The following is a 24,525-nucleotide window of genomic DNA, read 5'->3' as shown; positions in this document are numbered from 1 at the left end:
CACGGCGGGTATGCCGGAGGCCGGCCGAGATCGGGACGTCCGACCCGGCTACCAGGCGACGGCCGAGTCGAGGGCGGGTGCGGCGCCGGAGTCGACGGTCCGCCCGCCGACAGCCCGGGTCGCCGGCGCGGCCCGGCGCTCCAGGGCCAGGTTGTGGGCGGCATGCAGCAGGGCGGACGCGGTCACCCCCAGAGAGCTGGCGACGCCGTGCAGCACCGCCCCGGTGAGCAGGTGGTAGGGCCAGCGGCGGGGATGCGCGGGGGCGTGCAGCAGCGCGAACAGCGCCACCGACCACGCCGGCGCCTGCGCCCCACGCCAGATCACCTCCTCGGCGGCCGCGACCGAGCAGGTCAGGGCCGGCGCGGCGGAGGCCGGAGGGGCAGCCAGCCAGGCGCCCGCGGCGAGGGCAGCCAGGACCGCTCCCCGGTGACCGCGCGCTGCCGCGAGCCCCGCGAGCACAAGGGTCGCCATGTCATACGTCTGCTGCGGGCGGCTGGTGCAGGTGGCGACCCAGGCCGCGGGCCCGCGACCCCGGGCCCCCGCCGTGATCGCCCACGGGAGCAACCCGTGGACGAGCGCGACCGGCGGCGCGGGACCGCCCGGCCAAGTGGGGCGAGCAGCGCTCAGCACGGCCGTCCGACCGGCACCAGGTACAGCGGCACCTGGTCCACGCCACAGAAGCCCAGCAGCTCGTTGACCTCGTCGTCGCAAAAACCGCCCAGCGGCCGGGTCGCCAGCCCCATGGCCGCACAGGTGAGCAGCAGCGTCTGGCAGGTGTGGCCGGCCTCCATCAGGGCGAACCGAACCGCCCGCGGGCCGTACTTGAACCGCGACCGCCACGGCATCATCGTGACGACCAGGGTCACCGGTGCAGCCAGGACCATGTCCTCCTGCAGGGCGGCGCGGGCGAGCGCCGGCACGTCCACGTCACGCACCCGGGTCAGCAGCGCCGTGCCGGAGCTGGGCATCTCGACGTGGTACAGCCCAGGCGCCAACGCCCTCACGTTCCGGACCACCACCCACAGCTCCAGCGGATTCAGCGCCCCGGCCGACGGTGAGGGACGGCGTGGGGGCCCGCCGTGGGCCGGGCCGGTACCGGGCTGCGGCTCCCAGGCGTGGCGCAGCAGCGTCGACAGCTCCTCCGCCGTCAGCGGGTCGGCGGTGAGCCTCTCCGCGCTCACCCGCCGGCGCAGCACGTCGTCGAAGGCTGTGGGCAACGGCTCTGGCTCAGGCAGCTCGATCGTGGCGTGAGACAGGTGGCGCTGGCCGGCGCGGGCGACGACCGGGTGCATCTCCGGCGTGGTCTCCAGGATGCGCACTCCGGGCGCGTCCCAGCCCATGGCGTCCCTGTGGATCTTGGTCGCCTCGATGAAGTCCTCGGCAACGTCACCGGGCGCCGGCACCTCGCCGTACACGATGTCGACCAGGTTGGCGCCGTGGATGGAGTCGGTGATCATCTTTGTCTTGTCTCCCAAGGGTGCGGAACGGTGGGGGCGGGTTCACGGGAAGGGGTGCGGCCACGGGTTGAGGTCGGTGACGTCGAGCGGGCGGTCCAGGATCCCGACCTCGTGGGCTCGCTCCCGCAGGCGCCGGCTGCCCAGCAGCCGGGTGCGGTAGCCGCTGTCGAGTGGGCTGAGCTGCGGGGAGAAGACCTTCGCGACGACCAGGCCGCCCTCGGCGACGTCCGGGCTGGTGACGTCACAGGCCACGGCCCGCACGCCCTGGGGTGTGAGTCGGGCTATGACGTTGCGCACCAACTCACCGGGGGTGCCGCCGTCCACGGCCGGCAGGGCCGACAACGGCACCGTGACCGTCGAGGCGTCGATGAACGAGGCGGCGTCGATGGTCGCAGGGTGCAGCGAGAGCCGCACGTGGTCGTCGAAGTCGTGGACCTGGTCCAGACCCCTCGACGGGTCGATGACCGCACCCTCGCGTTGCTCGGCCTTGGCCCAGGTACGCGTCTGGAAGGCCTCGATGACCGCCTTGCGGACCGCGGTGGCCGGGTCGGCGGAGGCTGCGGCGCCGAGCGCGAGCGGGGCGATGCCACTGCCGGCGTTGCGGACCACCGCCAGCACGGCGGGCACATCCACCAGCACCGACATGTCGACCAGGGCCACGTCGAGCCCTGCAGGGTCGACGTGGTCGGCGAAGAACCGGCGCAGCTCGGGGGAGGACGAGACGTCGATGCGGGGCAGCGACAGCCGGCCGTACCAGGTGGCCATGAAGGCGTCGCGCTCGACGACCTCCAGCAGGCCCGACAGGACGGCCTCCTCCCAGGTGCACGCGCACGCCATACCGTTGCTGGTGGCGTAACCGATCGGGGGGTCACCCAGGGCGCTGCCGATGAGGTGGACGAGCTGGGCGGGCACCGCGACCCGGTGGCCGCCCACCAGGTCGACACCGGTCACCCACTGCAGCCGGGTGTGGTCGGTGAACGGGACGAACGGGCACCCCGGGTCGGCGAGCTGTTCGGGCGCCAGGAGCGTCAGCTCGTCGGGCCGGACGTGGTCAAGGCCTTGCACCGCGAGCTCGGCCGGCGTGGCGAGGGTCAGGGCCAGCGGGTCGACGTAGGCGCCGCTGTAGCGCTCGACCGTCTCGCCGATGGCCGCGGCCCGCGCCTGGCGGGGGTCACCCGCGCCGCCGCCGTTGAGCTCGTTGCAGGGGGCACCCAGCAGCCAGGTCGACTCGCACGCCTGCGCACCGACACCGGTCATCCGGATGTCGTCGACGTCGTGGAGCTGCTCGAAGAGCCGGTGCACGACCCCGACCATGGGAGAGGCAAAGGTGGCCAGCCGGCCCCAGCCGACCTGGGGTTCGGTCCAGGGGGTCTCGGTGGACAGGGCGGGTATGGCGCGGGTCGGCGCCCCGGCCCCCACCCTCTCGGTCGTCGCCGTCACGGCCGTTCACCACCGTGGAACCACACCTGGGGCAGGCCGTGCCCGGCGGCCGGCGAGCAGGTCGGGCAGCGCGGCACCCGCAGCACCCGGTGCTCGGAGACCTCGACGCCGGGCCGGGCGGGCTCAATGCTGGCCAGGGAGCCGGGCGCGCTCATCGAGGAGTGGTCACCGAGCGCCACCCGTTCCAGCACCTTCTCGGCGGCCAAAGCGGCGGTGAACCACCCCATGCCCAGCAGCTGGACCCGGGGGGTGTTCGTGGGCACGGGCTCGGCGGTGCTCAGCTCGCCGATGATGCGCCGGTCCGGGAAGTTGGCGGTCCGGCGGAGCAGGTAGCAGCGGAAGCAGGCTGAGGAGCCGGGGACGACATACGGTCCGACGACCGAGCGCCCGGCGTCATCAGGGACGACCGCCAGCCACGGCGCCCGGTGCTCCAACGCCCACGCGTTGTGATCCAGCAGCGCCGGGTCGGTGAGCGACTCCCCCACCACCACGGTGACCGCGACGGCGCCGGGGACATCGGCCCCGCACGCGCCGGCGGCCCGGTCTGCGACGACCCGCGGCCCGGCCTCCTGGACGATCTGGCGGATGCGGTCGGCCACCGTGCCGCTGCCCACCACGGGGACCGTCGACCGGCGCAGCGCGCTGTCGATGTCCTGGATGGGCAGCGCCTGCCCGCAGCGGTCCCACAGCAGGCGGGCCTGACCGCTGGCCCGCGCGACGGCCGGGTCGGTCGTGACCAGCCCCGCCTCGGTGAGCAGGGCGAGGAAGGCGTGCCACTCCGGGCCGGCGTCGCTAGGGACCGGCAGCCGCGGCCCGTTGGCGGAGCGGACCAGGGTGTCGACGAGGTCCACCGCGGCCGCGCCGGAGATCGTGCGGACCTCGGAGTCCTTGGCGACCAAGAGCTTGTCGCCAGAGCGGAGCAACCGGGTGCGGGGGGCGAGAGTGGGGGAGGTCATGGTCATTGCCTTTCGTTCTTGCGGGCGTTGCCCACGGAGAGCAGATAGATGGCTGCGCCGATGAGCAGGCCGATGGCCGCGGAGGTCAGCGCGTGGCCGGCCGACTGGGTGATCAGCCAGACCACCAGGCCGCCGAAGGCGCTCAGGCCCAGGGCCAGCAGGATCGGCATGAGGACGAGATCGTCGCGGGCGGGTGACATGGGTCTTGTTGTCCATTTCCTTCTGTCGTGTCGGTCAGGGCGTGCCGGGGGCGGGAGGGAGGGGTGCGGTCAGGCCGGCTACCGCGGTGGCCCAGCCGGTGGGCTCCCGACCCAGGGCCCGCCGCACCGTCTCGGCCCCACGGCCGGTACGCCCGGCGACGGAGCCCACCCACTGCTGGTGGCCGACGACGGCGGCGGCGCTATCCGCCCCGAAGACCTGCTCGAGCTGGGCCAGCAGCTGCTCGGCCGGGACGGGGATGAGCCCGGGGGAGGCCGCGCCGAGCCGGCGGGCGTAGTCCTCCAGGAGCCTGGTCACCGTGACCTCCTGACCGCCGGCCACCTCGAGCACCGAGGCTGTGCGGCCGTTCCGCAGGGCAGCCGCAGCCACGCCGACCGCGTCACGCGCCGCGAGCCAGGCGACCGGCTCCGCCGGGTACGCGTGGTGGATGGGCACCCCGGCACGCAGCGCCCCCTCGTAGACGGCCAAGTCCTCGACGACCGGCGCGAGCCGAAGCACCAGCGCGCCTGGGACCGCCTGGCGAGCGTGCCGCTCACGGTCCGCGAGGACCTGGGTGTAGGGGTCGCGGTGCCTGGGACCGTCGATGCCCAGACTGGACAGAAGCACCACCGGCCCTCCGGTCGCGAGGGCCCGATGCAGGTGCTCCCGCCAGGACTCGTCGGTGCTCCACAGGTCGGCGACCACGGCGCCGTGGGGGAGGTCGCCGGTGGCGGTCCCGGCGGCCTGTCGAGCGGCGCGGGTCATGCTCTCGCGCTGGGACAGGAGGGTCAGCCCGTTCGCGGCCAGCGTGGGGGTCGACAGCGGCACCGCCCTCACCGCCTCTTGCGTGGCGCCCAGCTGAAGAACCGGACGGCCAGCACAATCGCCCCGAGGGTCCACAGGCCACCGGTGAGCAGCGCCTGCTGCACGAGCTCGCCGGTGACGGTCCCCTCGTATGAGGCCACCGCCAGCTCCACGGACCGGGTGAACGGGAGCAGCTCGGCGACCCGGGTGAACCAGTCGGGGGCGTTGGACAGCGGGAAGAAGACGCCGGAGGCCAGCATGACCGGCAGGCCGATGGCGTTGGCGACCGGCGCCGCGGCGGTCTCGCTGCGGATGATCGTCGTGGTGAGCACACCGACCGCGCTGCCGGCCGTGACGATGACGACCAGGGCCAGCAGCAGCGCCCAGAGCTGCTCGGGCATCACGTCATACGCTGCCGCGCCGACGACGCCGAGCACCGCGCAGGTCAGCAGCGAGACGATCCCGGCGGCCGCGATCCGTCCGGCGAGGAAGGAACTGCGCGGCAGCGGCGTCACCAGAATGCGCTTGAGCTGGCCGTACTCGCGCAGGTAGGTCAGCGTGACGGCGAGGTTGGTCAGCGTGCCCGAGGCGGCGGCCAGCCCCATCATGGTGGGGACGTAGTAGCCGGCCGCGGCCTCGGTGTCGGGGCTGGTGATCGCGAACGCGAGCAGGAAGAGCACCGGCAGCGCCAGGGTGAAGAAGATTGCCGAGGGATTGCGCATCTGCTGCAGCCAGTCCCAGCGCAGCTGGCGCACGGCGCTCCCGAGCGCACCCGGTGGGTCGGGGCGGTGGGGCCGGGCCTGGCCGTCGGCGGGGGTCGTGGGTGGGGTCATGAGCGGTGCGGTGTCGTCGTGGACGGAGCCGACGGTCATCATGAGTGGGCCTCCTTTCGGCCGAGCAGTGTGAGGTAGACGTCCTCGAAGGTGGGCGTCCGCAGCTGGACGTCCATCACGTCCTCGCCCAGTGCGGCGGTGACCCGTCGCAGCGTGTCGGTGGTGTCGTCAGTGCGGAGCTGCCAACGCCCCGTGCGCTCGTCACGCTCGGCCCCCAGCGGGGTGATGCGTGCGGGGTCGGCGCTGCTGACGAAGGACACCGTCGCGGGCAGCCCGGACTGCTCCCGCATCTGTGCGACCGTGCCCTCCGCCCGGATCCGTCCGCCGATGAGCACGGCGACCTGGTCCGCGAGCGCTTCGACCTCGTGCATGTCGTGGCTGGTCAGCAGGATGGTGTGGCCCTGGCTGCGCAGCCCCGACAACAGCTCCCACAGCTCGCGCCGCGCGTTGGGGTCCAGCCCCGTGGTCGGCTCGTCGAGGAAGAGCAGGTCCGGGCGTCCGGCCAGCGCCAGCCCCAGGTCGAGGCGGCGCCGTTCACCGCCGGACAGCTTGTGCACCCGCCGGTCCGCCAAACCGGTGAGGCCCACGGCGGAGAGGATCTCGTCCGCCCTGAGCGGGTCGGCATACCAACCTCGGGTCATGGCGACGAACTCGGCGACCGTGAGGTCGGCATCCATCCGGGTGTCCTGCAGGACGACTCCGATGCGGTCACGCCAACGGGTGCCGGCGCGCCACGGGTCGATGCCCAGGACGCGGACCGTGCCCGAGGTCGGTCGCCGGAAGCCCTCCAGGCAGTCGACCAGGGTGGTCTTGCCGGCCCCGTTGGGACCGAGCAGGGCCGTCACCTGGCCCGGCTCGACCTGCAGGTCGACGCCGTCCAGAGCCGTCACGTCGCCGTAGCGGACGACGGCGTCCTGCACATCGATCGCGTGGCTGAGGTATGTGGTGTCCATGGCGTCACTGTGGCCGGCGAGGGCCGCCGCCCGCGACGCCCACTCGGCTGCTTGCGATGTCATCCGTTCGGAGGACACGGCAACCGTCCGGGGCCAAGGGTGGGCGGACAGCAGAGGACCCGGGGCCCGCGCAGCAGGTGCGGGGCTCCGGGTCCTCAGGGGCGGCCTGGCGTCAGGACACCTTGACGCAGAGGACGCAGCAGGTTGAGGAGGACGACGAACAGCGGGCGGCGGTCGGCTCGAACAGCACGGCCGTCTCGCCGAAGGTCTGGACCTGCGCGCTGTCGACGGCGCCTCGCAGTGCATCCGGCGTGAGGGTGAGAGTCATGGCGGTCGTTTCCTTTCTGATGAGTGATGGTGATCGAGGTGCATGTCCCGCGAGAAGCGGTGGCGCACACCAGTGTTCGGTCTGCCGCGGCGGCTCGGCAACATCTGGGTGAGGACTCTCGCCGATCGGATGGCGACGTGTCCGCCGATCGGGTGACAAACTGACGTGCAAGGTGCTGCCCATCGTCATCATCCTGACGGGGCTGACCCACCACCACCCGGAGAAGGCTTGACCCGGCAACAATGGTGGTCAGGTCCTCGGTCGCCGTCCTTGCCCTCATGACCTGGGCCTTGTCAGCGGTCCTGCTGGGGGTCCCTTCGGAGCCCATGCGAGATGCGGGTATCGCGCCAGGGTCCCGAGGCTGGGTCATGAGCGATAGCACGGAGTCTGACTCCGGTGTTAGGCAAAGGGGTTGCAGGTCTGTCCGCCGCTCTGTTCCCACGGGGACGGGCCGCGCTGCGTCGCTTCGGGACCGGTCCCGCCGAGGAGCACCCGGGTGAGCTCTTCGTGTCCGGACAGCAACCCGTCGAGGGCCCGGGCCAGGTGCTCATCCCCCGGTTCCTGCCCAGCGACAGCGGCTTCGAGGACGGAACGACGCATCAACTCCTTCGTGAACGAGGCGGTCATGCCGCCGGTCCGGGCGGCAGCCTCCTCCAGCGCACCGGCTGAGTAGCTGACGTGACCCCGGTAGAGGTCAAGGAGGCGTCGCCGCCCGTCCTGGTCCGGCAGCGGCACCTCCACGGCCAGGTCGACCCGCCCGGGTCGCTGGACCAGGGCCCGCTCCAGCGCCTCGACACGGTTGGTAGTCAGCAGGAAGGTCACGTCGGCGTCGGCGTCGAGCCCGTCCATGGCGTCCAGCACCTCGAACAGCAGCGGCCGGCCGGAGGGTCCCTGGCCGCGGTCCTCGGCCACCAGGTCGCAGTCCTCTAGGACCACGATGGCCGGTTGCAGGGCGCGGGCGAGGTTGGCCGCCAACGAGATGAACCTGAGCGTCTCGCCGGCCAGGACCACCACGGTATGCCCGGGGTTGCGGCTGATGAGGTGGCGCACAGTGTGGGTCTTGCCGGTGCCGGGAGGGCCGTACAGCAGCAGCCCGCGCTTGAGGTGCTGACCGTGCCGGCGCAGCACGTCGGCGTGCTCGGCCACCCCCGTCACGTGGGCCACGATCCGCTCCAACGATGACATCGGCAGGATGACGTGGTCCGCAGGGATCTCCGGACGCTCCAGGAACGCGATGCCCTCGGACTCCGGGCCGTAGCCGGACATCTCCAGCGTGATGACCTGGCCACGCAGCACGCTGTGCTGCACCGCGAGCTCTCGAGCCTCTCCCAGCAATGCGGCGGCGACGTCGGGGTCGGGGCACATGAGCTCGAAGCTGCCCTTCGGCTGGCCGTAGCGAGGGTGTGCCCGCCGCTGCATCACCCCCACCGGCACGTCCTGATAACGGAACAACCGCATGCCGAAACCGATCGCGCGCCGGTACTCCTTCGGACCCACCGGGATCGAGACGTAGTCCACCTGACCCAGCGGGGTGCGCCCGTGCGCCTCCGCAGCGAAGTCGGTCAATGTCTGGTGGTAGCGCATGTCCCCTCCCCCGACGCCGACCTCGTGCGCCGCAGGGTCGCGCCCGGACAGCACCTCCAGTGCGGTGTCCCAGTCGGCGTAGCGGTGGTTCAGCACTTCCTCGGTCAGCACAGCGATGACCGAGGGGGTTTGCCCGAAATGTCGCTCCAGCACCTCCCCGAAACGCTCCCCGGCCCCGCCTGCAAGCCGGTGCGACATCTCGACCAGCTCCCGGAACCCGCGCAGGAACCCCTGTACCTCTTCGTCCGCCATAGACATGACCGTAGCCGCACCCGGGGACGGGGTCAGGGCGCGTCGTCCGCCGGGACCCACTCCAGCAGGTCCCCCGGCTGACAGCCCAGAACCTCGCACATGCGCTCGAGCGTGGCCAAGCGCACCGCCTTGGCGCGCCCGTTCTTCAGGACCGCGACATTGGCGGGGGTGATACCCACCCGCTCGGCGAACTCCCCCACCGACATCTTGCGTGTGGCCAGCTGCACGTCGAGGCGCACGACAATGGGCATCAGATCACCATCTCCAGCTCGGTGCGCAGCGTGGTCGCCTGCACGAGCAGGGAGCGCATGACCCAGACCAGCGAGGCCAGACCCACGCCGGTAGCCACCCCTGCCCACAGGACCATCATCCACAGCGGAGGGCCAGCGATGGTCGCCGACTGGTAGCCGATGGTGGCCAGGCAGACGAGCCCACCACCGACGAAGGCCCCGATGATGCCGTCCACCCAGCGCAGCGCGTCGTGGGTGAAGACGCCACCGCTGGCGATGAAGCCGAGCAGCCGGAAGGTGCATGCCAGCGCCACCTGGACGCACAGCAGACCGAGGACGGCCAGGGTCAGGATGGGCCAGCGCATGTGCGCCTCGGCGGGCAGGTCGCGGGCCATGTCGCCGGACAGCCAGGGCAGGAAGACCGCCTGCAGCACGAGAATGGCCAGGACCGCGACGACGATCAGGATACGGAGGAGAGGGACGGCGACTCGAGTGCTCATAACCCGAGTATCGATGTATTTCTATCGAAAGTCAATAGATAGATGCAGGCGAGCTGGGTAGGCGCGCTGCGCCGAACCGCTTACTCCCGGGGTCCTTCCCACGGGTACCCGTGCTTGATACCTCGCCACGCCTCCGCACCTTGACGCGGTCCCTGTCGATCTCCAGCACGGGCGAGTCGTGGATCACCCAGACCGCGAAGGCCAGGCCGAGCAGGAGGCCGAGGGCCGGGCGACCCCAGACCAGCCACTGCTGGTCGAAGGAACCAAGCAGCCGCAACGGGCCCTGGAAGGGCACCCACGGCAGCTCTGCCGCCCACCGCACGAGGAGCGGGAGGACAGCGCCGAGGCCGGCACCGCCGAGACCGAACAGGGCAAGCACCCACGTGCGTCCGGCCTGGTCGAAACCCCCGACGGTCCGAGCAGGCGAGCCTGCGTCAGGGTCGTGGTCCGTCATGGGCGTCCACGATAGACCGCGAGCGCTGGGGAAGACCATCTCCACTGACGCGGCAAACTCCCTGCGCTGGGTCCTTGCTGCCGGGATCGCACTCTGCCTGTCCGCCAGCATCCTCGTGCTGGCCCGCGGCCGCTGGTCGAGACGCACCGCGGTGGCCAACCTCCTCGGTGGCCTGGTCTTCCTGCTCCCGGTCCTCCTGACGGCTACCCCCCACGCCCCTTCCCTTCGTGCCACAGTACGGGCATGACACACATCCTCGTCCTCGGCGGCACCGCCTTCCTCGGTCGGGAGGTCGCCCGGCAGGCGGTGGGCGCCGGGTATGACGTCACCTGCCTCGCCCGTGGATCGGCCCCTCCACCCGAGGGCGTGGACTTCGTCGTCGCCGACCGTGACGAGGACGACGGTCTTGCGACCGTCGCTGGTCGGCGCTGGGACGCCGTCGTCGACGTCACCCTGCACCCGGTCCACGTGCACCGGGCGGTGCGAGACCTGCGGACCGAGCACTGGGTGTTCGTCTCCACCGCCAACGTCTACGAGGCGGGGGCTGGCCTGGACGAGGGCGCGCCCTTGGTGGAGCCGTTCGCCGGGGAGCGGATGAGCGGCATGGAGGAGTACGGCCCAGCCAAGGTCGCCTGCGAGGAGGCGTACCGCCACAGTAGGACGACATCGACGCTCGCGCGGGCTGGGCTCATCGGCGGCCCCGGTGACGAGTCGGGACGCAGCGGCTACTGGCCCTGGCGGTTCGCCCACCCCGTCGATGCGCCAGAAGGTGCGGACCGCGGCCTCCCCGAGGTGGTGACCCCCGACGACCCCGACTACCCCACGGCGCTCATCGACGTGCGGGACCTGGCCCATTGGCTGCTGCGGGCGGCGACACAGAGGCTGGACGGCGCCTACAACGTCACCGGGCCAAGCACCCCGCTGGCCCAGGTGCTGGCCGCGGCCGCTGAGGCCGCCGGCGGTCGCGCCCGACCTCGCCCGGTCCCACCGGCGCGACTGGCCGAGCTGGGCGTCTCGGGCTGGATGGGACCAGCCTCCCTGCCCCTGTGGATCGACGACCCCGCGCTCCGCGGCTTCGGCACGTTAGACACCAGCCGCGCAGTGGCGGCAGGCCTGGTGACCCGGCCGCTCGTCGAGACCTTCCGCGACGTCCTGCCCCACGAGGAGGCCCGGATCGGGGGCCGCCGGTGCGGCCTCGACGACGCTGACGAGGCGCGAGTGCTGCAAGCGACGTGAGCCCGCTCGACCTGCGGCGCGGACCGGGCTTTGTGAGGATGGACGCGTCCGACAACCAAGGAGGAACCATGTCCCGTCCTGTCGACAACCGCCTGAACCGTAGCGGCCTGGGCGACCTCAGCGAGACCGACCAGAAGCCGCTGGATGGCCAGGATGACCCGACGGAGTCCGGCGGACTCGGTCAGGAGCCCGCCGAGCAGGCTCCTGGGCACGACCACGACGACCCGGACACCCCCGACCACGTGCACCCAGCCCTCAAGGTCGACGACCCCGGCTGAATCAGCCGGGCCGCTGGCTGCCCATCAGTGGCCGCTGACCGTCAAGGGGCGTCCAGGAAGTCCCGCAGGATCTGCACGAGCTCACCAGGGGCGTCCTCGTTGAGTGCGTGACCTGCGCCCTGCACGACGCGCAGCCGGGCGTGCGGGATTCCCTCGGCCAGCGTGCGGGCGGCGGGCTGGTTGGGCTTGTCCCTGGCCCCTACCAGCACCAGGGTGCTGGCCTGGATCCGCGGCAGAGCGTCGGAGAGGTCGGTCGACCGAGCAGCCTCCAGCGCCTGCAGGAGCCGCTCCTTGGACACACCCGAGTCGGCCAGCCTCGAGGCGGGCACCAGCTTCAGGGCGGTCGCCTGGGCACGCATCAGCAGCCGGGGCGGACGCACTTGGCCGGCGATGAGGACCAGCCGTCGCACCCGCTCGGGGAAGTCGGCTGCCAACCGGGTGGCCACCATGGCGCCGTAGGACAACCCGCACAGGTCTACCTGCTGCATACCCTCCAGCATCAGTTGCTGGTCCAGCGCGGCAGCGCCCTCGGACAGGGGCAGCACCTGCCTCTCCGTTGGCCGCAGCCCCGGCACCCAGGGGGTGAGGAGACGACGGCTGCCGTAGAGCTGGACCACTACGTCTTCCCACGCCATCGGGGCCTGCCCCACGCCGTGCAGGAGGACGAGCGGGGCGGGGGATGCGGGGTCAGTCACCGGCTCAGCCTAGCCCTCGCGGAGGGGCGGTCAGAGGAGTAGCGTCGGTCCGTGACCACCTTGCCCACTGGGCTGCAGGCGCTGGCGATCGTCCAGGCCGGCGGACAGGGCAGCCGGCTGGACGTGCTCACCCGCGAGCGGGCCAAGCCGGCCCTGCCCTTCGCCGCGACGCATGCCCTGATCGACTTCCCGCTCTCCTCGCTGGCCACCTCCGGCATCGCCGACGTGTGGGTCAGCGTGCAGTACCAGTCCAGTTCGCTGGACGCCTATCTCGCCGGCGGCCGCCCCTGGGACCTGGACCGGACCCGGGGCGGCTTCCGCCGGATCACGCCCGAGCAAGGTTCAGGACCGGCGCACGTCGAGGGGTTCAGCCACGGCAACGCCGACAACCTCTACCGTCTGCGCGAGGACGTGCGCGTCTCCGCCCCCGACGTGCTCCTCGTGCTCTCCTCCGACCACGTCTTCAACCTCGACCTGCAGCCGGTCCTCGCCCGGCACCTTGAGCGTGGCGCGGAGTGCACGCTGGTCACCGCCGAGGTCGGGGTGCAGGAGGCCGCGCACAACATGGTCGTGCACGCAGACGCCGACGGGCGGGTGCGGCAGGTCCAGGACAAGCCGGGCCGGACCTCGGTCGGCACCGTCGCGACCGAGATCTTCCTCTACGACCCGGACGTGCTGCTGGGTGAGCTCGAGCAGCTTCACCGTGGGCTAGCGTCCAGCGGCGGCACCGACCAGGGCCGTGAGGGCGGGGCCGACGCCGACGACACCGGTCTCGGCGACTTCGGCAGCCTGCTGGTGCCCGCCCTCGTCGAGCGGGGCAAGGTGTGGGCCGAGCCGATCACCGGTTACTGGAAGGACGTCGGCCGCCCGCAGGCCTACCTGCAGGCGCACCGGGACTTGCTGGCCGGGCGGGTCGATGTCTTTGACCAGCCGGCCCGCCCTGTCTTGGGACCGACGCCGGTCGCACCTCCGGCCCGGGTCCGTGCCGGCGCCGAGGTCGAGGACTCGATGATCGGGCCGGGTGCCGACGTGCGCGGACGGGTCGTCCGCTCCGTGCTGGGTCCCCACGTGCAGGTCGAGGCGGGGGCTGTTGTGGAGGACAGCGTCCTGCTTTCCGACGTCAGGGTCGAGGCCGGGGCCCGGGTGCACACCTCGGTCCTTGACCGGGGGACGGTCGTGGGGCGGGACGCAACCGTCGGGCGGAGACCAGCCGGAACCCGGCTGTCCGACGAGTTGATCGTGCTGGTCGGGCAGGACTGCCGGATCGGGAGGGGCATAGCGGTCGAGGCCGGTGCCCGGCTGGAGCCGGGCACCACGGCCTGAGGTGCGGCGCGCGGGGGTCCGGGAGGAAGCGGGCCTGGTGGGCTGGGTGGCAAGGTGGCGGTATGCCGCCCAGCACGCACCCCTCAGGTCCACCCCGTAGGCCGGCGGACTGGCCCCCTCCGCATCCCGAGGGCACCCTGATGATCGACCGCGTCGGGGAGGTCGTGCACGTGCATCTCGACCGCCCGGACAAGCTCAACGCCCTCACGATGGGGATGCTCGACTCCCTGATCGGCACCGCCCGGATGGTCCGCCGCGACCCGACCGTCCGGGCCGTGATCCTCTCCGGGCAGGGCGAGGCGTTCTGCGCCGGGCTGGACCTGGGGCGTGCGCTTAAGGACCCGGTGGGGATCGCGCGCCGGTTCGTGCCCCGACCCTGGCGCGGGACCAACGTCTTCCAGGAGGCCTGCTGGGCGTGGCGCAGACTGCCCGTCCCTGTCGTCGCGGCCGTGCACGGGCACTGTCTTGGCGCCGGCCTGCAGCTGGCCCTGGGCGCCGACCTGCGGGTGAGCACGCCGGACGCCCGCTGGTCGGTGCGGGAGACCCACTGGGGCCTGACGTCCGACATGAGCGGCACCCGCTCGCTCAGCGAGCTGGTCGGTCTCGACGTCGCGCAGGAGCTGACGCTCAGCGCTCGGGTGCTGCGCGGTGACGAGGCCGCCAGGCTGGGGCTGGTCACCCGCGTCGCCGACGACCCGGTCGCGGGCGCCATGGACCTGCTGGCGCCGATCCTCGCCAACGACCCCAGAGCCGTGGCCGCCGGGAAGCGGCTGCTCACCGCGGCCCGGACCTCCTCCCCGCGACGCGCCTTCGCCCGGGAACGCCGGGCCCAGCTGGCCCTGCTCGCCCGGATGGACCGCCGGGGGCTGCCCGGCCGCTGAGCCGGGCTGGAGGCAGCCGGCTCAGACGAGGGCGGGGGCCTGCGCCCGGACGGCTTCGAAGAGGGCGCGCATCTCGTCGGCGGGTGCGGCCTGCAGGAACTCGCCCTCTGGAGACAGGTGCTGGCCGATGAGCAGCCCCGGGCCCGGCACCCGCACGGCCTTGACCGTGGCCAGCACCGGCTCGAGGGCGGCGACCGCGCGGGCCGCCCCGCCGTAGCCGTAGCCGACCACGCCGATCGGCAGGTCGTTCCACTCGGCGAAGAGGGTGTCGACGGCGTTCTTGAGCTGGGCGGTGTAGCCGCCGTTGTACTCGGCGACCACGAAGATCATCGCGTCGAAGCCGGAGACCATCTCACCCCAGGCCTTGGTGGTCTCGTGGACGTAGTCCCCCATCGCGGGCTTGGCCGGCTCGTCCATGAACGGCAGGTCGACCTCGCGTAGGTCGACCAGCTGCGCCTCCACGCCCTCAGGCGCCTGCTGAGCGACCCAGGCGGCGACCTTGTCACCGATGCGGGTGGAACGGGTGGAGCTGATGACGACACCGATACGCATACTCATCCCGCCATGATAGGTGATGCGTCACTAATCGCCCAATCCGGCGCGCCCTGCGCCCGCCTCTTCTACGGTGGGCACATGCGCCACATCCGCCCGGTTCTGGCTACCTCGTTCGCGGCCCTGCTGGTGGCGTGTGCCCCGGACGCGCCTGGGGCCGGCACCCCCGCGCCGGACCCAGCGGCCGGTGTCTCGGACCAGGCCGCCACCGCGCCGGAGCTCGACGTGGAGGTCGTCGCCGACCGCCTCACCCTGCCCTGGGATGTCGGGCTGCTGCCGGACGGCACAGCGCTGGTGGGCGAGCGCGGGGGCCGGCTGGTCGCCATACCGCAGGACGGTCCGCCCCGGGAGGTGGCGCTGGATCTGCCCGGCTTCTTCACCGGCAGCGAGGCCGGGCTCATGGGCCTGGCGGTCGAGGACGAAGGCTCGCTGCTGGCCTGCTACGCCACCGAGTCGGCCGGCAGGCCGCGGGACGTGCGGGTTGCCCGGGTCGCCCTCGTGGAGGACCTGACCTCGGCGGCGGTGGAGGAGGTGCTGGTGGAGGGCATGCCGATCACCTCCGGCCGGCACAGCGGCTGCCGGCTGCTGCTCGTGGACGGGACCCTCTACGTGGGCACCGGGGACGCTGCCGACGAGAGCACCCCGCAAGCGCTGGACTCCCTCGGCGGCAAGGTCCTCGCCGTGAACCTCGCGGGCGAGCCGCTGCCCGACGCTCCTTTCGTCGAGGGGGCGGACCCTAGGGTCTTCACCTACGGACATCGCAACGTCCAGGGCCTCGCGGCCCGGCCGGGGACCGAACAGGTGTGGTCGGCCGAGCACGGCCCGGACGTCGATGACGAGGTGAACCTGGTGGTGCCAGGCGGGAACTACGGGTGGGACCCGGGGCCGGGTTACGACGAGCGTGTCCCCATGACCGACCTTGACACCTTCCCGGACGCGGTGGAGGCGGTCTGGAGCACGGGCCGGCCCACGCGCGCGCTGGCCGGCGCGGTCTTCCTGCAGGGCTCCGCCTGGGGCGGGTGGGAGGGGGCGCTGGCGGTGGCCGAGCTCAAGGGGTCCGGGATCACCGTGCTGATGCTGGAGGGGGACGCGGTCGTCGGCGAGACCAGGATCGCCGAGCTGGACGGCGACCACGGCCGCCTGCGATCGCTCACGCTGGCCGACGACGGGGCCCTGTGGGTGACCACGAGCAACGGTGAGGACGACCAGCTGCTCCGGGTCACCCCGCGTCCTTGACCTCGGCCAGCCGCTCCACCTGGCGTCGGACCTGCTTGTCGTAGGCCCCCGCTCTTGGGTGGCCCACGAGCTGGGCGCTGCGTCGCGGGTAGTGGCTGATCAGCTGCGCGTGGGCCAGGGCCAGCTCCTCCACCGGGGAGTAGGCGCCGGCCTCGCCGGGCCCTCGCTCGCCGGTGTCGTCGAAGACATCGAGCACCGCACCCAGCAGCTGCGCCGGGTCCGCGACGAACAGGTGCAGCTTGGCCGCGTCGTTCATGATCGGGGCCTGCTGGGAGTGCTCCCAGTCGATGAGCACCAGCCGCTCCCCGGTCCGGATGACGTTGGAGGCGACCAGGTCGCCGTGCACCCAGGAGTGGCGCATGGTCGCGTCCCGGGCGATGAGCCGTTCCACCCATCCGCCGAGGCCGTCGGGGATCAGGCCAATGGTCCGGGTCTGCGCCCACCGGTCCGCCAGCGGCGCCCAGTGCTCGGAGAGCCGCACCCGGGTGAAGCCGTGCCCCCGGTGGACGGCCGAGAGCCCGGCCAAGATCTCCGGGGCGGCGGCGGTCAACTCGGTCGAGGTGCCGAGCGGCTGGCCCTCCAGCCAGCGCTCCACGACGAAGGGCAGGCCGCTGGGCAGCCGGCCGTAGCCCAGGACGTCGGTCATCAGGTGCGGCGCGTGCTGGGAGACCACCTCGTGGGCCCGGACGATCCGGGCGATGCCGTCCACCCCGGTGGGGCTTTTCGGCTGGACGGCGAGGGTCAGGCCCTCCTCGCCATAGGCCGCGCGCAGCTTGGTCCGCTCGTGCACGTCGAACTTCGCCATGACCACCAGGTCCGCCGCGGTCGTGGACCACAGCTCGCGGACCTCCGGGTTGTCTGCCTCCCAGCCCTGACGCTCGGGGCGGGGGATGAGCCCGGCCACCGCCGGGTGCACCTGGGGGCGGCGTGCCACCCGACCCCGCCCCCACAGCCGCACCGGGCCGGACGCCTCCGGCAGCACCTCCGCGCTGGCCTCGATCTGGGCGACGATGTCCAACGCCGCGGCCAGGCGGTCCTCGACCACGGGCGGCCCGGAGCCTGACGAGGCCTGCCCCGGGTCCATCCAGGTCGCGAACCTGGCCGCCACCCCCGAAATGACCCTGCGCGCCGGGGCCAACCGGCGACGTACGGATGGCGGCAGCGCAGGGCCGCGGCGGGCGCGCGGCGCCTGTGAGCTCACGGCCGCAGCTCCGTGGCCAGCAACGGCAACTGCCACCCTTCGCCTGCCCAAGCTCGCTGGTCGGCCGCGTCCCGGGCGACCCAGACCGGAGCCACCCCCCAACGCTCCCGCACGGTGGCGGCGGCGGCCTCGAGGTCGCGCACCGGCTCGGTCGGCCCCGGCGGGACGGCGGCCAGCAGCACCCGGTCGACGCTCAGCGCCGGCAGGGGCAGGGCAGGCAGGGCCAGCAGGGACGGCTCCAGCGCCACCAGAGTGTCCGCGTGCACGACGTCGCCGTCCACCAGGACCTCCACCCGACCCTCCCGCACCGCCGCCAGCAGCAACGGGTCCCACGACGGCCCCTCGACGCCTGCGCGGCTCAGGTCTTCCCGCCCGAGCACCCCCAGCCGGTCCTCGGAGCCCGCGGTGAGCTGCTCCAGGGCCATCCCCACCGGCACTGGGTCGGCCAGGTCGGCCAGCAGCACGACGGGCAGGTGCTCGGACGCGGGCGCCGCGTGCGGCAGGTCCCGGACGAAGGAGCGGGGCACCGGGTAGGGCTCCTGCCCGTCTCGGTGGCCGGCGAGCGCATGCGCGTCACCGTCCTGGGCGAGTCGCCGGTGCCAGTCGCGGAAGGCGCTGCGAAAGAGCACGCGGTCCGGGCTGTGCCGGCCGAAGCTGAAGTCGGCCCGGGACAGGGACCCCGCCGCCAGCCGGGTGACCGCCAGGGGCTCGGCGACGTCGACGACCTCGCCGAGCAGCTTCAGCCGCTCGTACATCTCGGAGTCGGCCCCCTTGCGGATCTGGTCGTAGCCGCCGACCTGGTCCAGCGCCTCCCGCCGGACCATCAGCGCGCTGGCGTTCATCCGCTCGGGGCTGTAGCCGAACCACTGGCGGGTCAGGTCGGGGCGGCACCGGATGGCCGCGCTGCGGCTCGCGGGGGCCTCGGGGTAGTGCGCCATCAGCGCCACCTGCGCCGCGATCCGCTCCGGGTGGCTCCAGTCGTCGGCGTCCTGGGTCGTCACCAGCTCGCCCCGCGCCTGGGTCAGGGCGGCGTTGCGGGCCAGGTAGGAGCCACCGTTTCGCTCCTGCCGGACGAGCCGGACCCGCTCGTCGAGCGACTCCGCGCGGGCGAACAGCTCGTCGTAGGCCGGCCCGGAGCAGTCGTCGACGAGAAGCACCTCGAGGTGCCCGTAGCTCTGGGCCAGGATCGAGCGGACCGAGGTGATCAGTCCCTCGTCGGGTCGGTAGGCCGGGACGACGACGCTGACCAGGGGGCCGTCGACGGACCGGGACGGTGACAGGTGCAGGCCGTCGAAAAGGCAGGCCTGGCCCGGGTCGACCTGCGGGGGCGCCAGCTCGCGCGCCACGAAGCGGGCTCCGAAGAGCTGCTCCCACTCCGGGTGCGCCCGCACGCCGGGCCCGGCGACGACTGGGTTGGCCAAGTCGGCCCGCAGCCCCGAGGCGACAGCGTCGGTGAGTCGGGGGAGCACCCCGAGGGCGTGCTCGACCAGGTCGTGCCGGCCGGCGAGGAAGGCGCCCTGGGCGAGGTGGCGCTGGTCGTGGCTGCTCAACGCCCGTGGCCCGTGCCCGGTCAGCACGGCCTCGAACAGGTCCACCCCGGCCTGCAGCTCGGCCTCGCTGCGCTGCATACCGACCAGGGCTGTCGCGAGCGCCAGGGTCGCCGGCAGGGCGTCCGGAGTGATCAGGGTGGCCGGGACCGGCACGCCGGTGGCGAGCCGAGCCACGAGCGCGGAAGAGGGGACGGGGCTGCCCGCCCGCCGCGCCAACGCGTCGACGACCGTGTCGTGGCGGCTGCGCAGCGCCAGGGCCCGCAGCCGCAGCGCCTCCTCGGCCAGTGGGGCCTCACCTGCGGCGAGCAGTGCGCCGCCGACAGTGCGGACCACGCTGGTCGTGCTCATCTGCTCGCTCCTCCTCGAACGCTGCGGCGGTGACGCCCAGCACAACATCTCACGGAGCAGAGACCATGTCACGAAGGTGAGGATGATGGGAAGCACCGGCATCGGCACGGCATACGCTGTGCTGCGTGAGCACCCACATCGCCGCCCAGCCCGGCCAGATCGCCCCCCGCATCCTCCTGCCCGGCGACCCGCTGCGGGCCCGCTGGATCGCCGAGAACTTCCTCGAGGGCGGCGAGTGCTACTCGCAGGTGCGCGGCATGCTGGGCTACACCGGCACCTACCGCGGCGAGCGGGTCTCGGTCCAGGGCACCGGGATGGGGCAGCCGTCGGCGTCGATCTACGTCAACGAACTGATCCGCGAGTATGACGTGCAGCAGCTGGTCCGCGTCGGCTCCTGCGGGGCGCTCACCGAGCGCCTCAAGGTCCGTGACGTGGTCCTGGCGCAGGCCGCCGCGACCGACAGCTCGATGAACGCGCTGCGCTTCCAGAGCTACCAGTACCCGGCCGTGGCCGACTTCGGGCTGCTGCGCGCCGCCGCCCGGGCCGCCGAGGAGGCTCAGGCCCCGCACCTGGTCGGCACGGTCTTCAGCTCCGACAGTTTCTACCACCCCCGGCCCGAGCTGACCCAGCAGGTGGTTGAGTACGGCGTCGTCGCGGTGGAGATGGAGGCCGCTGAGATCTACACCCTCGCCGCGCGCTACGGCCGGCAGGCGCTGGCGGTGTGCACCGTCTCCGACCACATCGTCACCGGGGAGGAGACCTCGGCGCAGGAACGCGAGCAGACCTTCGCGGACATGGTCACCATCGCCCTGGACGCCGCCCTGGCCACCCCCCTGCCCGAGTAGTCTGGCGACGCCCTCAGCTGCGAAGCAGCCCGTCCTCCAGGAACAGGCAGTGGCCGGGGGGCCGGTCGGCCAGGGCGTCGAGCAGGCGGGCCACGTAGGGGGCGACGTGGTCGGCGGCCTGCTCCGGGCGGGTCCAGTGCACGGCGCGCAGCTCGCTGGGCTGCAACACGGCCCGCTCGACCAGGTCGGGGACACTGCCCAGGTCGAAGACCAGCAGCACCGCGTCCTCCCACTGCCGGTAGGGCGGCAGCCAGTCCACCGCGACCAGCTCGCCGACGGGCAGGTCCAGCCCCAGCTCCTCGCGCAGCTCGCGCTCCAGGCTGGTCACCGGGGACTCTGCCGGCTCCGCGACCCCGCCGGGCAGGTCCCAGTGCGCCTTGTAGGTCAGCTCGCAGAGCAGGAACCGCCCTGCCCCGTCGTCGGCGACGCCCTGCACGATGACCCGCTTGCGGGGCAGGGTGGCGTTGAGCATCCCGAGGAATGCACCCGGCTCCCCCGGCTGGGGATCGTCGCGCAGCCGGCCCATCCGGACCACGTCCACGGGTATGCCGTCCGCGCCCGCCGCTCGTCCGCGTGCCGTCCCCTCCGGACGCAGCCCCACGCGGCGCAGCACCCGCTGCAGCGCCGGGTCGGTCGTGAGGACCTCGGCCTCCACCCGGTGACTACCGGCGGCGAAGGCTCGCTCGACCAGGCCGTCCAGGATCGTGACCGCTGCCCGCTCGTCCGCCGGCAGCAGGTCGAGCCCCACCAGCTGCGCCACGCCGTCGCCCGCCGCAGCCTGGATGCTGGTCACACGTGCCGGCGGCTAGTGATGACCCGGAACCGGTTGGCGACGAAGGCCGCGTCGGAGTATGCGGCGTTGGCTGCCGGGTTGGCACCGGTGCCGTGCAGGTCGGAGAAGGCCGCGGTCTGGTTGACGAAGACCTGCCCCGTGAGGTTCTCGGACAGGGCGACCCCGGCGTCCGCGGCCGCCTCGCGGGCCTGGTCGAGGGTCTCCTCGTCGGTGGAGTAGACCGCCGCGGTCATCCCGCCGTGCTCGCGGACCGTCCCGGCGAAGCGCTGCAGAGAGTCCGCGGTGCCCTCCGTGGTGATCACGAAGGCGACCGGGCCGAAGCACTCCTGGGTGTAGGCCCCGAGATTGTCGGCGTCGACGCTGATGAGCGCGGGGGTACGGATCACGGCGTCGGGGTAGGACGGGTGGATCACCGGACGGGAGTCCAGCGCCACCGCGCCGCCAAGGCTCTGCGCGAGCGCCGGCACGTCGCTGGCCCGGGCGCGAACCTCGTCGTTGACCGTGGCCCCCAGGATCTCCACGGCCCGGGCGTCGTCGGCGTTGAACCGGGAGATCGCCTCACCCAGCCGGGCGGTGAACTCCTCCGCGGACAGGTGGCCCTGGTCGGTGTCCACGCCGTTCGCCGGCACGTAGACGTTCTGCGGGGCGGTGCACATCTGACCCGAGTAGAGGGAGAAGGAGAACGCCAGGTTGCCCAGCATCCCTTGAAGGTCGTCGGTGGAGTCGACCACGACAGTGTTCAGGCCGGCCTTCTCGGTGTAGACCAGCTTGCCCTGGGCGCCCGCCTCGGTCTCCAGCCAGTTGCCGAAACCGGGGCCACCGGTGTAGTCGATGATCCTCACCGCCGGGTGCAGCGCGAGGTCCTTGGCCAGGGTGCCACCGTCACCCTCGGGGGCCAGCTGCACCAGGGCCTGGCCGAAGCCCGCCTCGGCCAGGGTCTCGCGGGCGATCTGGACGGTGAGAGCTAGCGGCAAGATCGCTCGCGGGTGCGGCTTGACGACGACCGGGTTGCCGGTGGCCAGGCTGGCGAAGATGCCCGGGTAGGCGTTCCAGGTGGGGAAAGTGTTGCTGCAGATCACCAGCGCGACACCGCGGGGGACGAGGCGGTAGTCCTTCTGCATCCGGATCGGCTCGCCCTTGGCCGGCTTCTCCCAGGTGACGGAGGAGGGGATGCGGCGCTGCTCCTCCAGGGCGGCCACGACCGCCTCGAGCGCGCGGTCCTGCGCATGCGGTCCGCCGGCCTGGAAGGACATCACGAACGGCTGCCCGCTGGTGTGCATCACCGCGTGCGCCATCTCGTGCGAGCGCTGGTTGATCCGGTCGATGATCTCCACGCAGACCGCCGCGCGCACCTCGGCGCCAGCATCGCGCCAGGCGGGCATCGCGGCGAGGGCAGCCTCCATGGCCGCGTCCACGGCGAGCTGCGGGTAGCGGACGCCCAGGGTCGGGCCGTACGGCGACTTCTCGTCGCCGACACTCTCACCGGTCCCGGGCTGGTCCTGCAGCGCGGTGTAGTCCTTGTTGAGGGTGGTCTCGTGCGCGGCCTGCCCGTCCTGGGGTGCGTTCTCCCCGTAGACCCGAGGGCTGGGCGACTCCGGGTAGCGGCTGTAGTAGCTCCGCTTCCGCAGCGCCTGCGCCGCCTCCTCCAGAGTCGCGCGGTGGGTCTCCAGCAGGGGGTGCGTCGTCGGCTGCGCCGTTGCGGTGTCGAGCATGCACCCAGCGTAATCCGGTGCCCGGACCCTCGCGAGACGCCGGGGGCGCACCTGCGTGTGGAAGGGGCTACGCGTCTGCAGCTGTGCACACAGATGCTGCCTCCTCGGGGCGCTCGTCGGCCCTGGCAGGATGACGGTCATGACAGCGCAGTCCGGCACGCCGCTCGACCATGTACTCCTGCAGCACCCCGGCGACGTCCCGGTCGCCGTGATCGGGGCCGGGGCGATGGGCAGCGGCATCGCCCAGGTTGCGGCACAGGCCGGGCACCCGGTGGTCCTCGTCGACGCTCAGCCCGACGCGGCCGACCGGGCCGTCGAGCGGCTGGGTGCGACCCTCGACCGGTTGGTCGCCAAGGGTCGGCTCGAAGCCGCCCAGGCGAGGGACGTGCTGGGCCGGGTGAGGCCGCATACCGCCAGCGACATGTCGACCGTGCCTGCAGTGGCACTGGTCGTGGAGGCGGTCGTGGAGCACCTGGACGTCAAGCGGGCGATCTTCCGGCAGCTGGAGAGCGCCCAGCCGGCCACGACGGTGCTGGCCACCAACACCTCCAGTCTGTCCATCGACGCGATGGTGCAGGAGGCGCACACCGGTCACGACGCCGCGTCCTACGGCGGGACCTCCCCCGCGCTGGCCCGGCCAGGGCAGGTGCTGGGGCTGCACTTCTTCAACCCGCCGCCGTTGATGCGCCTGGTCGAGGTGATCTCCGGCTCGGCCACGGACGGGCAGGTGCTGGACGCGGCCGGCGAGTTGATGCGGCGTTGGGGCAAGACCCCTGTGCGGTGCACCTCGACGCCCGGCTTCATCGTCAACCGGGTGGCCCGACCTTTCTACGGCGAGGCGCAGCGCATGGTCGAGGAGGGGATCGCCGACCCGGCCACGCTCGACCTGGCCCTGCGGAGGGCGGGCTTCCGGATGGGCCCCTTCGAGCTGACCGACCTCATCGGGCAGGACGTCAACCTCGCGGTCGGAGAGTCGGTATGGCGCCAGACAGGTGAGGATCCCCGCTATGCCCCCACCGACTGGCAACGCGCCCTGGTGCGGGAGGGTCGCCTGGGCCGCAAGACCGGACGCGGCGTCTTCACCTACGCCGAGGACGGCTCCGCTACCGACGCCGCGCCCGACGAGCAGCTCGCGCAGCGTCTCGTGGGCGGCCCGGTGCACCAGGACCCGGTGGCGCGCACCCTGGCGATGCTCGTGAACGAGGGCGTCGACCTCGTCCACCGCGCGGAGGCTACTGCGGAGGACGTCGACACCGCGATGCGCCTGGGCACCAACTACCCCAAGGGCCCGTTCGAGTGGCTCGAGGAGCTGGGCGCGGGCACCGTGCGTTCGGTGTTGACCGAGCTCGACGCCCACTACCCCGGCGGTCGCTACCGGCGCAGCGAGGCGCTGTGAGCGAGACCGATCCCGGTCAGCTGCCCCAGGCGCACCAACGACCCTGGCCTGACCTCCCCCACGTGCGGGACATGTGGTCCGCAGACGAGGCGTCCCGCGCGCTCGGCATCGAGGTGCTCGAGCTCGGCATCGAGGCTGGCGGCCCTACCCCTCTCGGCCACGCCCGGACCCGGATGGAGGTCGGCCAAGCCATGGTCAACGGGCACGACATCGCCCACGGCGGCTACCTCTTCACCCTGGCTGACTCCACCTTCGCCCTGGCCTGCAACGCGACCGGGCAGCTCACCGTCGCGGCCGGCGCCGACATCACCTTCGTCGCCCCTAGCCGGCTCGGGGACGTCCTCGTCGCGGAGGCCCGAGAGCGGGTGAGGTACGGCCGCAGCGGGGTCACCGACGTGACCATCACGCGTGAGAGCGACGGGGCTGTCATCGCTGAGTTCCGCGGGCGCAGCCGGTCGCTGCCCCCGCGATAGGCGCGGGCGGTCCCCAT

The 24,525-nt window shown here is 72.6% G+C and carries 27 protein-coding genes; 8 read left to right on the top strand and 19 right to left on the bottom strand.

All coding sequences use genetic code 11. The features are described from left to right. Positions 1-48: 48 nt before the first annotated feature. From FY030_RS01125 to FY030_RS01070, 13 genes are all read right to left on the bottom strand, one after another. Entirely contained in the window at positions 49-471 is a 423-nt protein-coding gene (locus FY030_RS01125) for a hypothetical protein (RefSeq protein ID WP_158059908.1), read from the bottom strand. A 152-nt stretch (positions 472-623) separates the two neighbouring features. Beyond that, the gene (locus tag FY030_RS01120) at positions 624-1,457 is read right to left on the bottom strand and encodes a SagB/ThcOx family dehydrogenase (RefSeq protein ID WP_158059907.1); all 834 of its coding nucleotides are present in this window, start codon (positions 1,455-1,457) and stop codon (positions 624-626) included. 42 nt (positions 1,458-1,499) lie between these two features. Then, on the bottom strand, positions 1,500-2,897 hold the full coding sequence (locus FY030_RS01115; protein ID WP_158059906.1) for a YcaO-like family protein: 1,398 nt from the start codon (positions 2,895-2,897) through the stop codon (positions 1,500-1,502). After that, positions 2,894-3,853, bottom strand: coding sequence for a TOMM precursor leader peptide-binding protein (locus FY030_RS01110; protein WP_192498670.1), 960 nt, complete (start codon positions 3,851-3,853; stop codon positions 2,894-2,896). Before FY030_RS01110 ends, FY030_RS01115 begins: the two co-directional genes overlap by 4 nt. A gap of 2 nt (positions 3,854-3,855) precedes the next feature. Then, a complete protein-coding gene (locus tag FY030_RS16220) occupies positions 3,856-4,053 on the bottom strand; it encodes a hypothetical protein (RefSeq protein ID WP_192498669.1) in 198 nt (65 codons plus the stop codon). Between the two features lie 34 nt (positions 4,054-4,087). Next, complete coding sequence (locus tag FY030_RS01105; RefSeq protein WP_158059904.1) at positions 4,088-4,879, bottom strand: SDR family oxidoreductase; 792 nt, start codon at positions 4,877-4,879, stop codon at positions 4,088-4,090. Between the two features lie 5 nt (positions 4,880-4,884). After that, positions 4,885-5,730, bottom strand: coding sequence for an ABC transporter permease (locus FY030_RS01100; protein ID WP_158059903.1), 846 nt, complete (start codon positions 5,728-5,730; stop codon positions 4,885-4,887). Beyond that, positions 5,727-6,641, bottom strand: coding sequence for an ABC transporter ATP-binding protein (locus FY030_RS01095; protein WP_158059902.1), 915 nt, complete (start codon positions 6,639-6,641; stop codon positions 5,727-5,729). The genes FY030_RS01100 and FY030_RS01095 overlap by 4 nt, the downstream gene beginning before the upstream one ends. Before the next feature lie 172 nt (positions 6,642-6,813). Continuing rightward, the gene (locus tag FY030_RS01090) at positions 6,814-7,152 is read right to left on the bottom strand and encodes a hypothetical protein (RefSeq protein ID WP_158059901.1); all 339 of its coding nucleotides are present in this window, start codon (positions 7,150-7,152) and stop codon (positions 6,814-6,816) included. Positions 7,153-7,368: 216 nt separating this feature from the next. Then, positions 7,369-8,805, bottom strand: coding sequence for an AAA family ATPase (locus FY030_RS01085; protein WP_238348499.1), 1,437 nt, complete (start codon positions 8,803-8,805; stop codon positions 7,369-7,371). 32 nt (positions 8,806-8,837) lie between these two features. Then, positions 8,838-9,056: a helix-turn-helix domain-containing protein gene (locus FY030_RS01080; protein ID WP_158059899.1), complete on the bottom strand. Its 219-nt coding sequence runs from the start codon at positions 9,054-9,056 to the stop codon at positions 8,838-8,840. Beyond that, positions 9,056-9,535 (bottom strand): DUF2975 domain-containing protein, encoded by a 480-nt coding sequence (locus FY030_RS01075; RefSeq protein ID WP_158059898.1) that lies wholly within the window; start codon positions 9,533-9,535, stop codon positions 9,056-9,058. Before FY030_RS01075 ends, FY030_RS01080 begins: the two co-directional genes overlap by 1 nt. Positions 9,536-9,566: 31 nt before the next feature. Beyond that, complete coding sequence (locus tag FY030_RS01070; protein WP_158059897.1) at positions 9,567-9,989, bottom strand: YqeB family protein; 423 nt, start codon at positions 9,987-9,989, stop codon at positions 9,567-9,569. A 243-nt stretch (positions 9,990-10,232) separates the two neighbouring features. Between FY030_RS01070 and FY030_RS01065 the strand changes: the two genes are divergently transcribed. Together FY030_RS01065 and FY030_RS01060 are read left to right on the top strand one after the other, a co-directional pair. After that, positions 10,233-11,225, top strand: a complete 993-nt coding sequence (locus tag FY030_RS01065; RefSeq protein ID WP_158059896.1) for an NAD-dependent epimerase/dehydratase family protein — start codon at positions 10,233-10,235, stop codon at positions 11,223-11,225. Between the two features lie 68 nt (positions 11,226-11,293). Beyond that, positions 11,294-11,503, top strand: a complete 210-nt coding sequence (locus FY030_RS01060) for a hypothetical protein (RefSeq protein ID WP_158059895.1) — start codon at positions 11,294-11,296, stop codon at positions 11,501-11,503. A gap of 41 nt (positions 11,504-11,544) precedes the next feature. Here the strand turns inward: FY030_RS01060 and FY030_RS01055 are convergent, their stop codons facing one another. Beyond that, positions 11,545-12,198 (bottom strand): alpha/beta fold hydrolase, encoded by a 654-nt coding sequence (locus FY030_RS01055; protein WP_158059894.1) that lies wholly within the window; start codon positions 12,196-12,198, stop codon positions 11,545-11,547. A gap of 51 nt (positions 12,199-12,249) precedes the next feature. Here FY030_RS01055 and FY030_RS01050 point away from each other — a divergent pair, with 51 nt between their 5' ends. Continuing rightward, positions 12,250-13,521, top strand: coding sequence for a glucose-1-phosphate adenylyltransferase family protein (locus tag FY030_RS01050; RefSeq protein ID WP_202879737.1), 1,272 nt, complete (start codon positions 12,250-12,252; stop codon positions 13,519-13,521). 62 nt (positions 13,522-13,583) lie between these two features. After that, positions 13,584-14,402 (top strand): crotonase/enoyl-CoA hydratase family protein, encoded by an 819-nt coding sequence (locus tag FY030_RS01045; protein WP_238348498.1) that lies wholly within the window; start codon positions 13,584-13,586, stop codon positions 14,400-14,402. 21 nt (positions 14,403-14,423) lie between these two features. Here the strand turns inward: FY030_RS01045 and FY030_RS01040 are convergent, their stop codons facing one another. Beyond that, positions 14,424-14,960 (bottom strand): NADPH-dependent FMN reductase, encoded by a 537-nt coding sequence (locus tag FY030_RS01040; protein WP_158059892.1) that lies wholly within the window; start codon positions 14,958-14,960, stop codon positions 14,424-14,426. Between the two features lie 75 nt (positions 14,961-15,035). On the opposite strand from FY030_RS01040, the gene FY030_RS01035 reads away from it, so the two are divergent. Then, entirely contained in the window at positions 15,036-16,190 is a 1,155-nt protein-coding gene (locus FY030_RS01035; protein ID WP_158059891.1) for a PQQ-dependent sugar dehydrogenase, read from the top strand. Here FY030_RS01035 and FY030_RS01030 read toward each other — a convergent pair. Beyond that, on the bottom strand, positions 16,174-17,391 hold the full coding sequence (locus FY030_RS01030) for a phosphotransferase (protein WP_158059890.1): 1,218 nt from the start codon (positions 17,389-17,391) through the stop codon (positions 16,174-16,176). The two genes, FY030_RS01035 and FY030_RS01030, sit on opposite strands and share 17 nt — an antisense overlap. Next, positions 17,388-19,289 carry a glycosyltransferase family 2 protein gene (locus tag FY030_RS01025; RefSeq protein WP_158059889.1) on the bottom strand — a complete coding sequence of 634 codons (1,902 nt, stop codon included), beginning with the start codon at positions 19,287-19,289 and terminating at the stop codon, positions 17,388-17,390. Before FY030_RS01025 ends, FY030_RS01030 begins: the two co-directional genes overlap by 4 nt. Positions 19,290-19,414: 125 nt before the next feature. Between FY030_RS01025 and deoD the strand changes: the two genes are divergently transcribed. Next, the gene (gene deoD, locus FY030_RS01020) at positions 19,415-20,134 is read left to right on the top strand and encodes a purine-nucleoside phosphorylase (protein WP_158059888.1); all 720 of its coding nucleotides are present in this window, start codon (positions 19,415-19,417) and stop codon (positions 20,132-20,134) included. Positions 20,135-20,147: 13 nt separating this feature from the next. Here the strand turns inward: deoD and FY030_RS01015 are convergent, their stop codons facing one another. Continuing rightward, a complete protein-coding gene (locus tag FY030_RS01015; protein WP_238348497.1) occupies positions 20,148-20,927 on the bottom strand; it encodes an NUDIX hydrolase in 780 nt (259 codons plus the stop codon). Beyond that, the gene (gene paaN, locus FY030_RS01010) at positions 20,924-22,639 is read right to left on the bottom strand and encodes a phenylacetic acid degradation protein PaaN (protein ID WP_158059887.1); all 1,716 of its coding nucleotides are present in this window, start codon (positions 22,637-22,639) and stop codon (positions 20,924-20,926) included. The genes FY030_RS01015 and paaN overlap by 4 nt, the downstream gene beginning before the upstream one ends. Before the next feature lie 139 nt (positions 22,640-22,778). Between paaN and FY030_RS01005 the strand changes: the two genes are divergently transcribed. Both FY030_RS01005 and paaI read left to right on the top strand, forming a co-directional pair. After that, positions 22,779-24,035: a 3-hydroxyacyl-CoA dehydrogenase NAD-binding domain-containing protein gene (locus FY030_RS01005; RefSeq protein WP_238348496.1), complete on the top strand. Its 1,257-nt coding sequence runs from the start codon at positions 22,779-22,781 to the stop codon at positions 24,033-24,035. Beyond that, positions 24,032-24,508, top strand: a complete 477-nt coding sequence (gene paaI, locus FY030_RS01000; RefSeq protein WP_238348495.1) for a hydroxyphenylacetyl-CoA thioesterase PaaI — start codon at positions 24,032-24,034, stop codon at positions 24,506-24,508. The genes FY030_RS01005 and paaI overlap by 4 nt, the downstream gene beginning before the upstream one ends. The last annotated feature ends 17 nt before the right edge of the window (positions 24,509-24,525 follow it).

The organism is Ornithinimicrobium pratense (assembly GCF_008843165.1).
Taxonomy (GTDB): Bacteria; Actinomycetota; Actinomycetes; order Actinomycetales; family Dermatophilaceae; genus Ornithinicoccus; species Ornithinicoccus pratensis.
The sequence above is the reverse complement of the archived record's forward strand: the minus strand, read 5'-3'. Positions and strand labels throughout refer to the sequence as shown.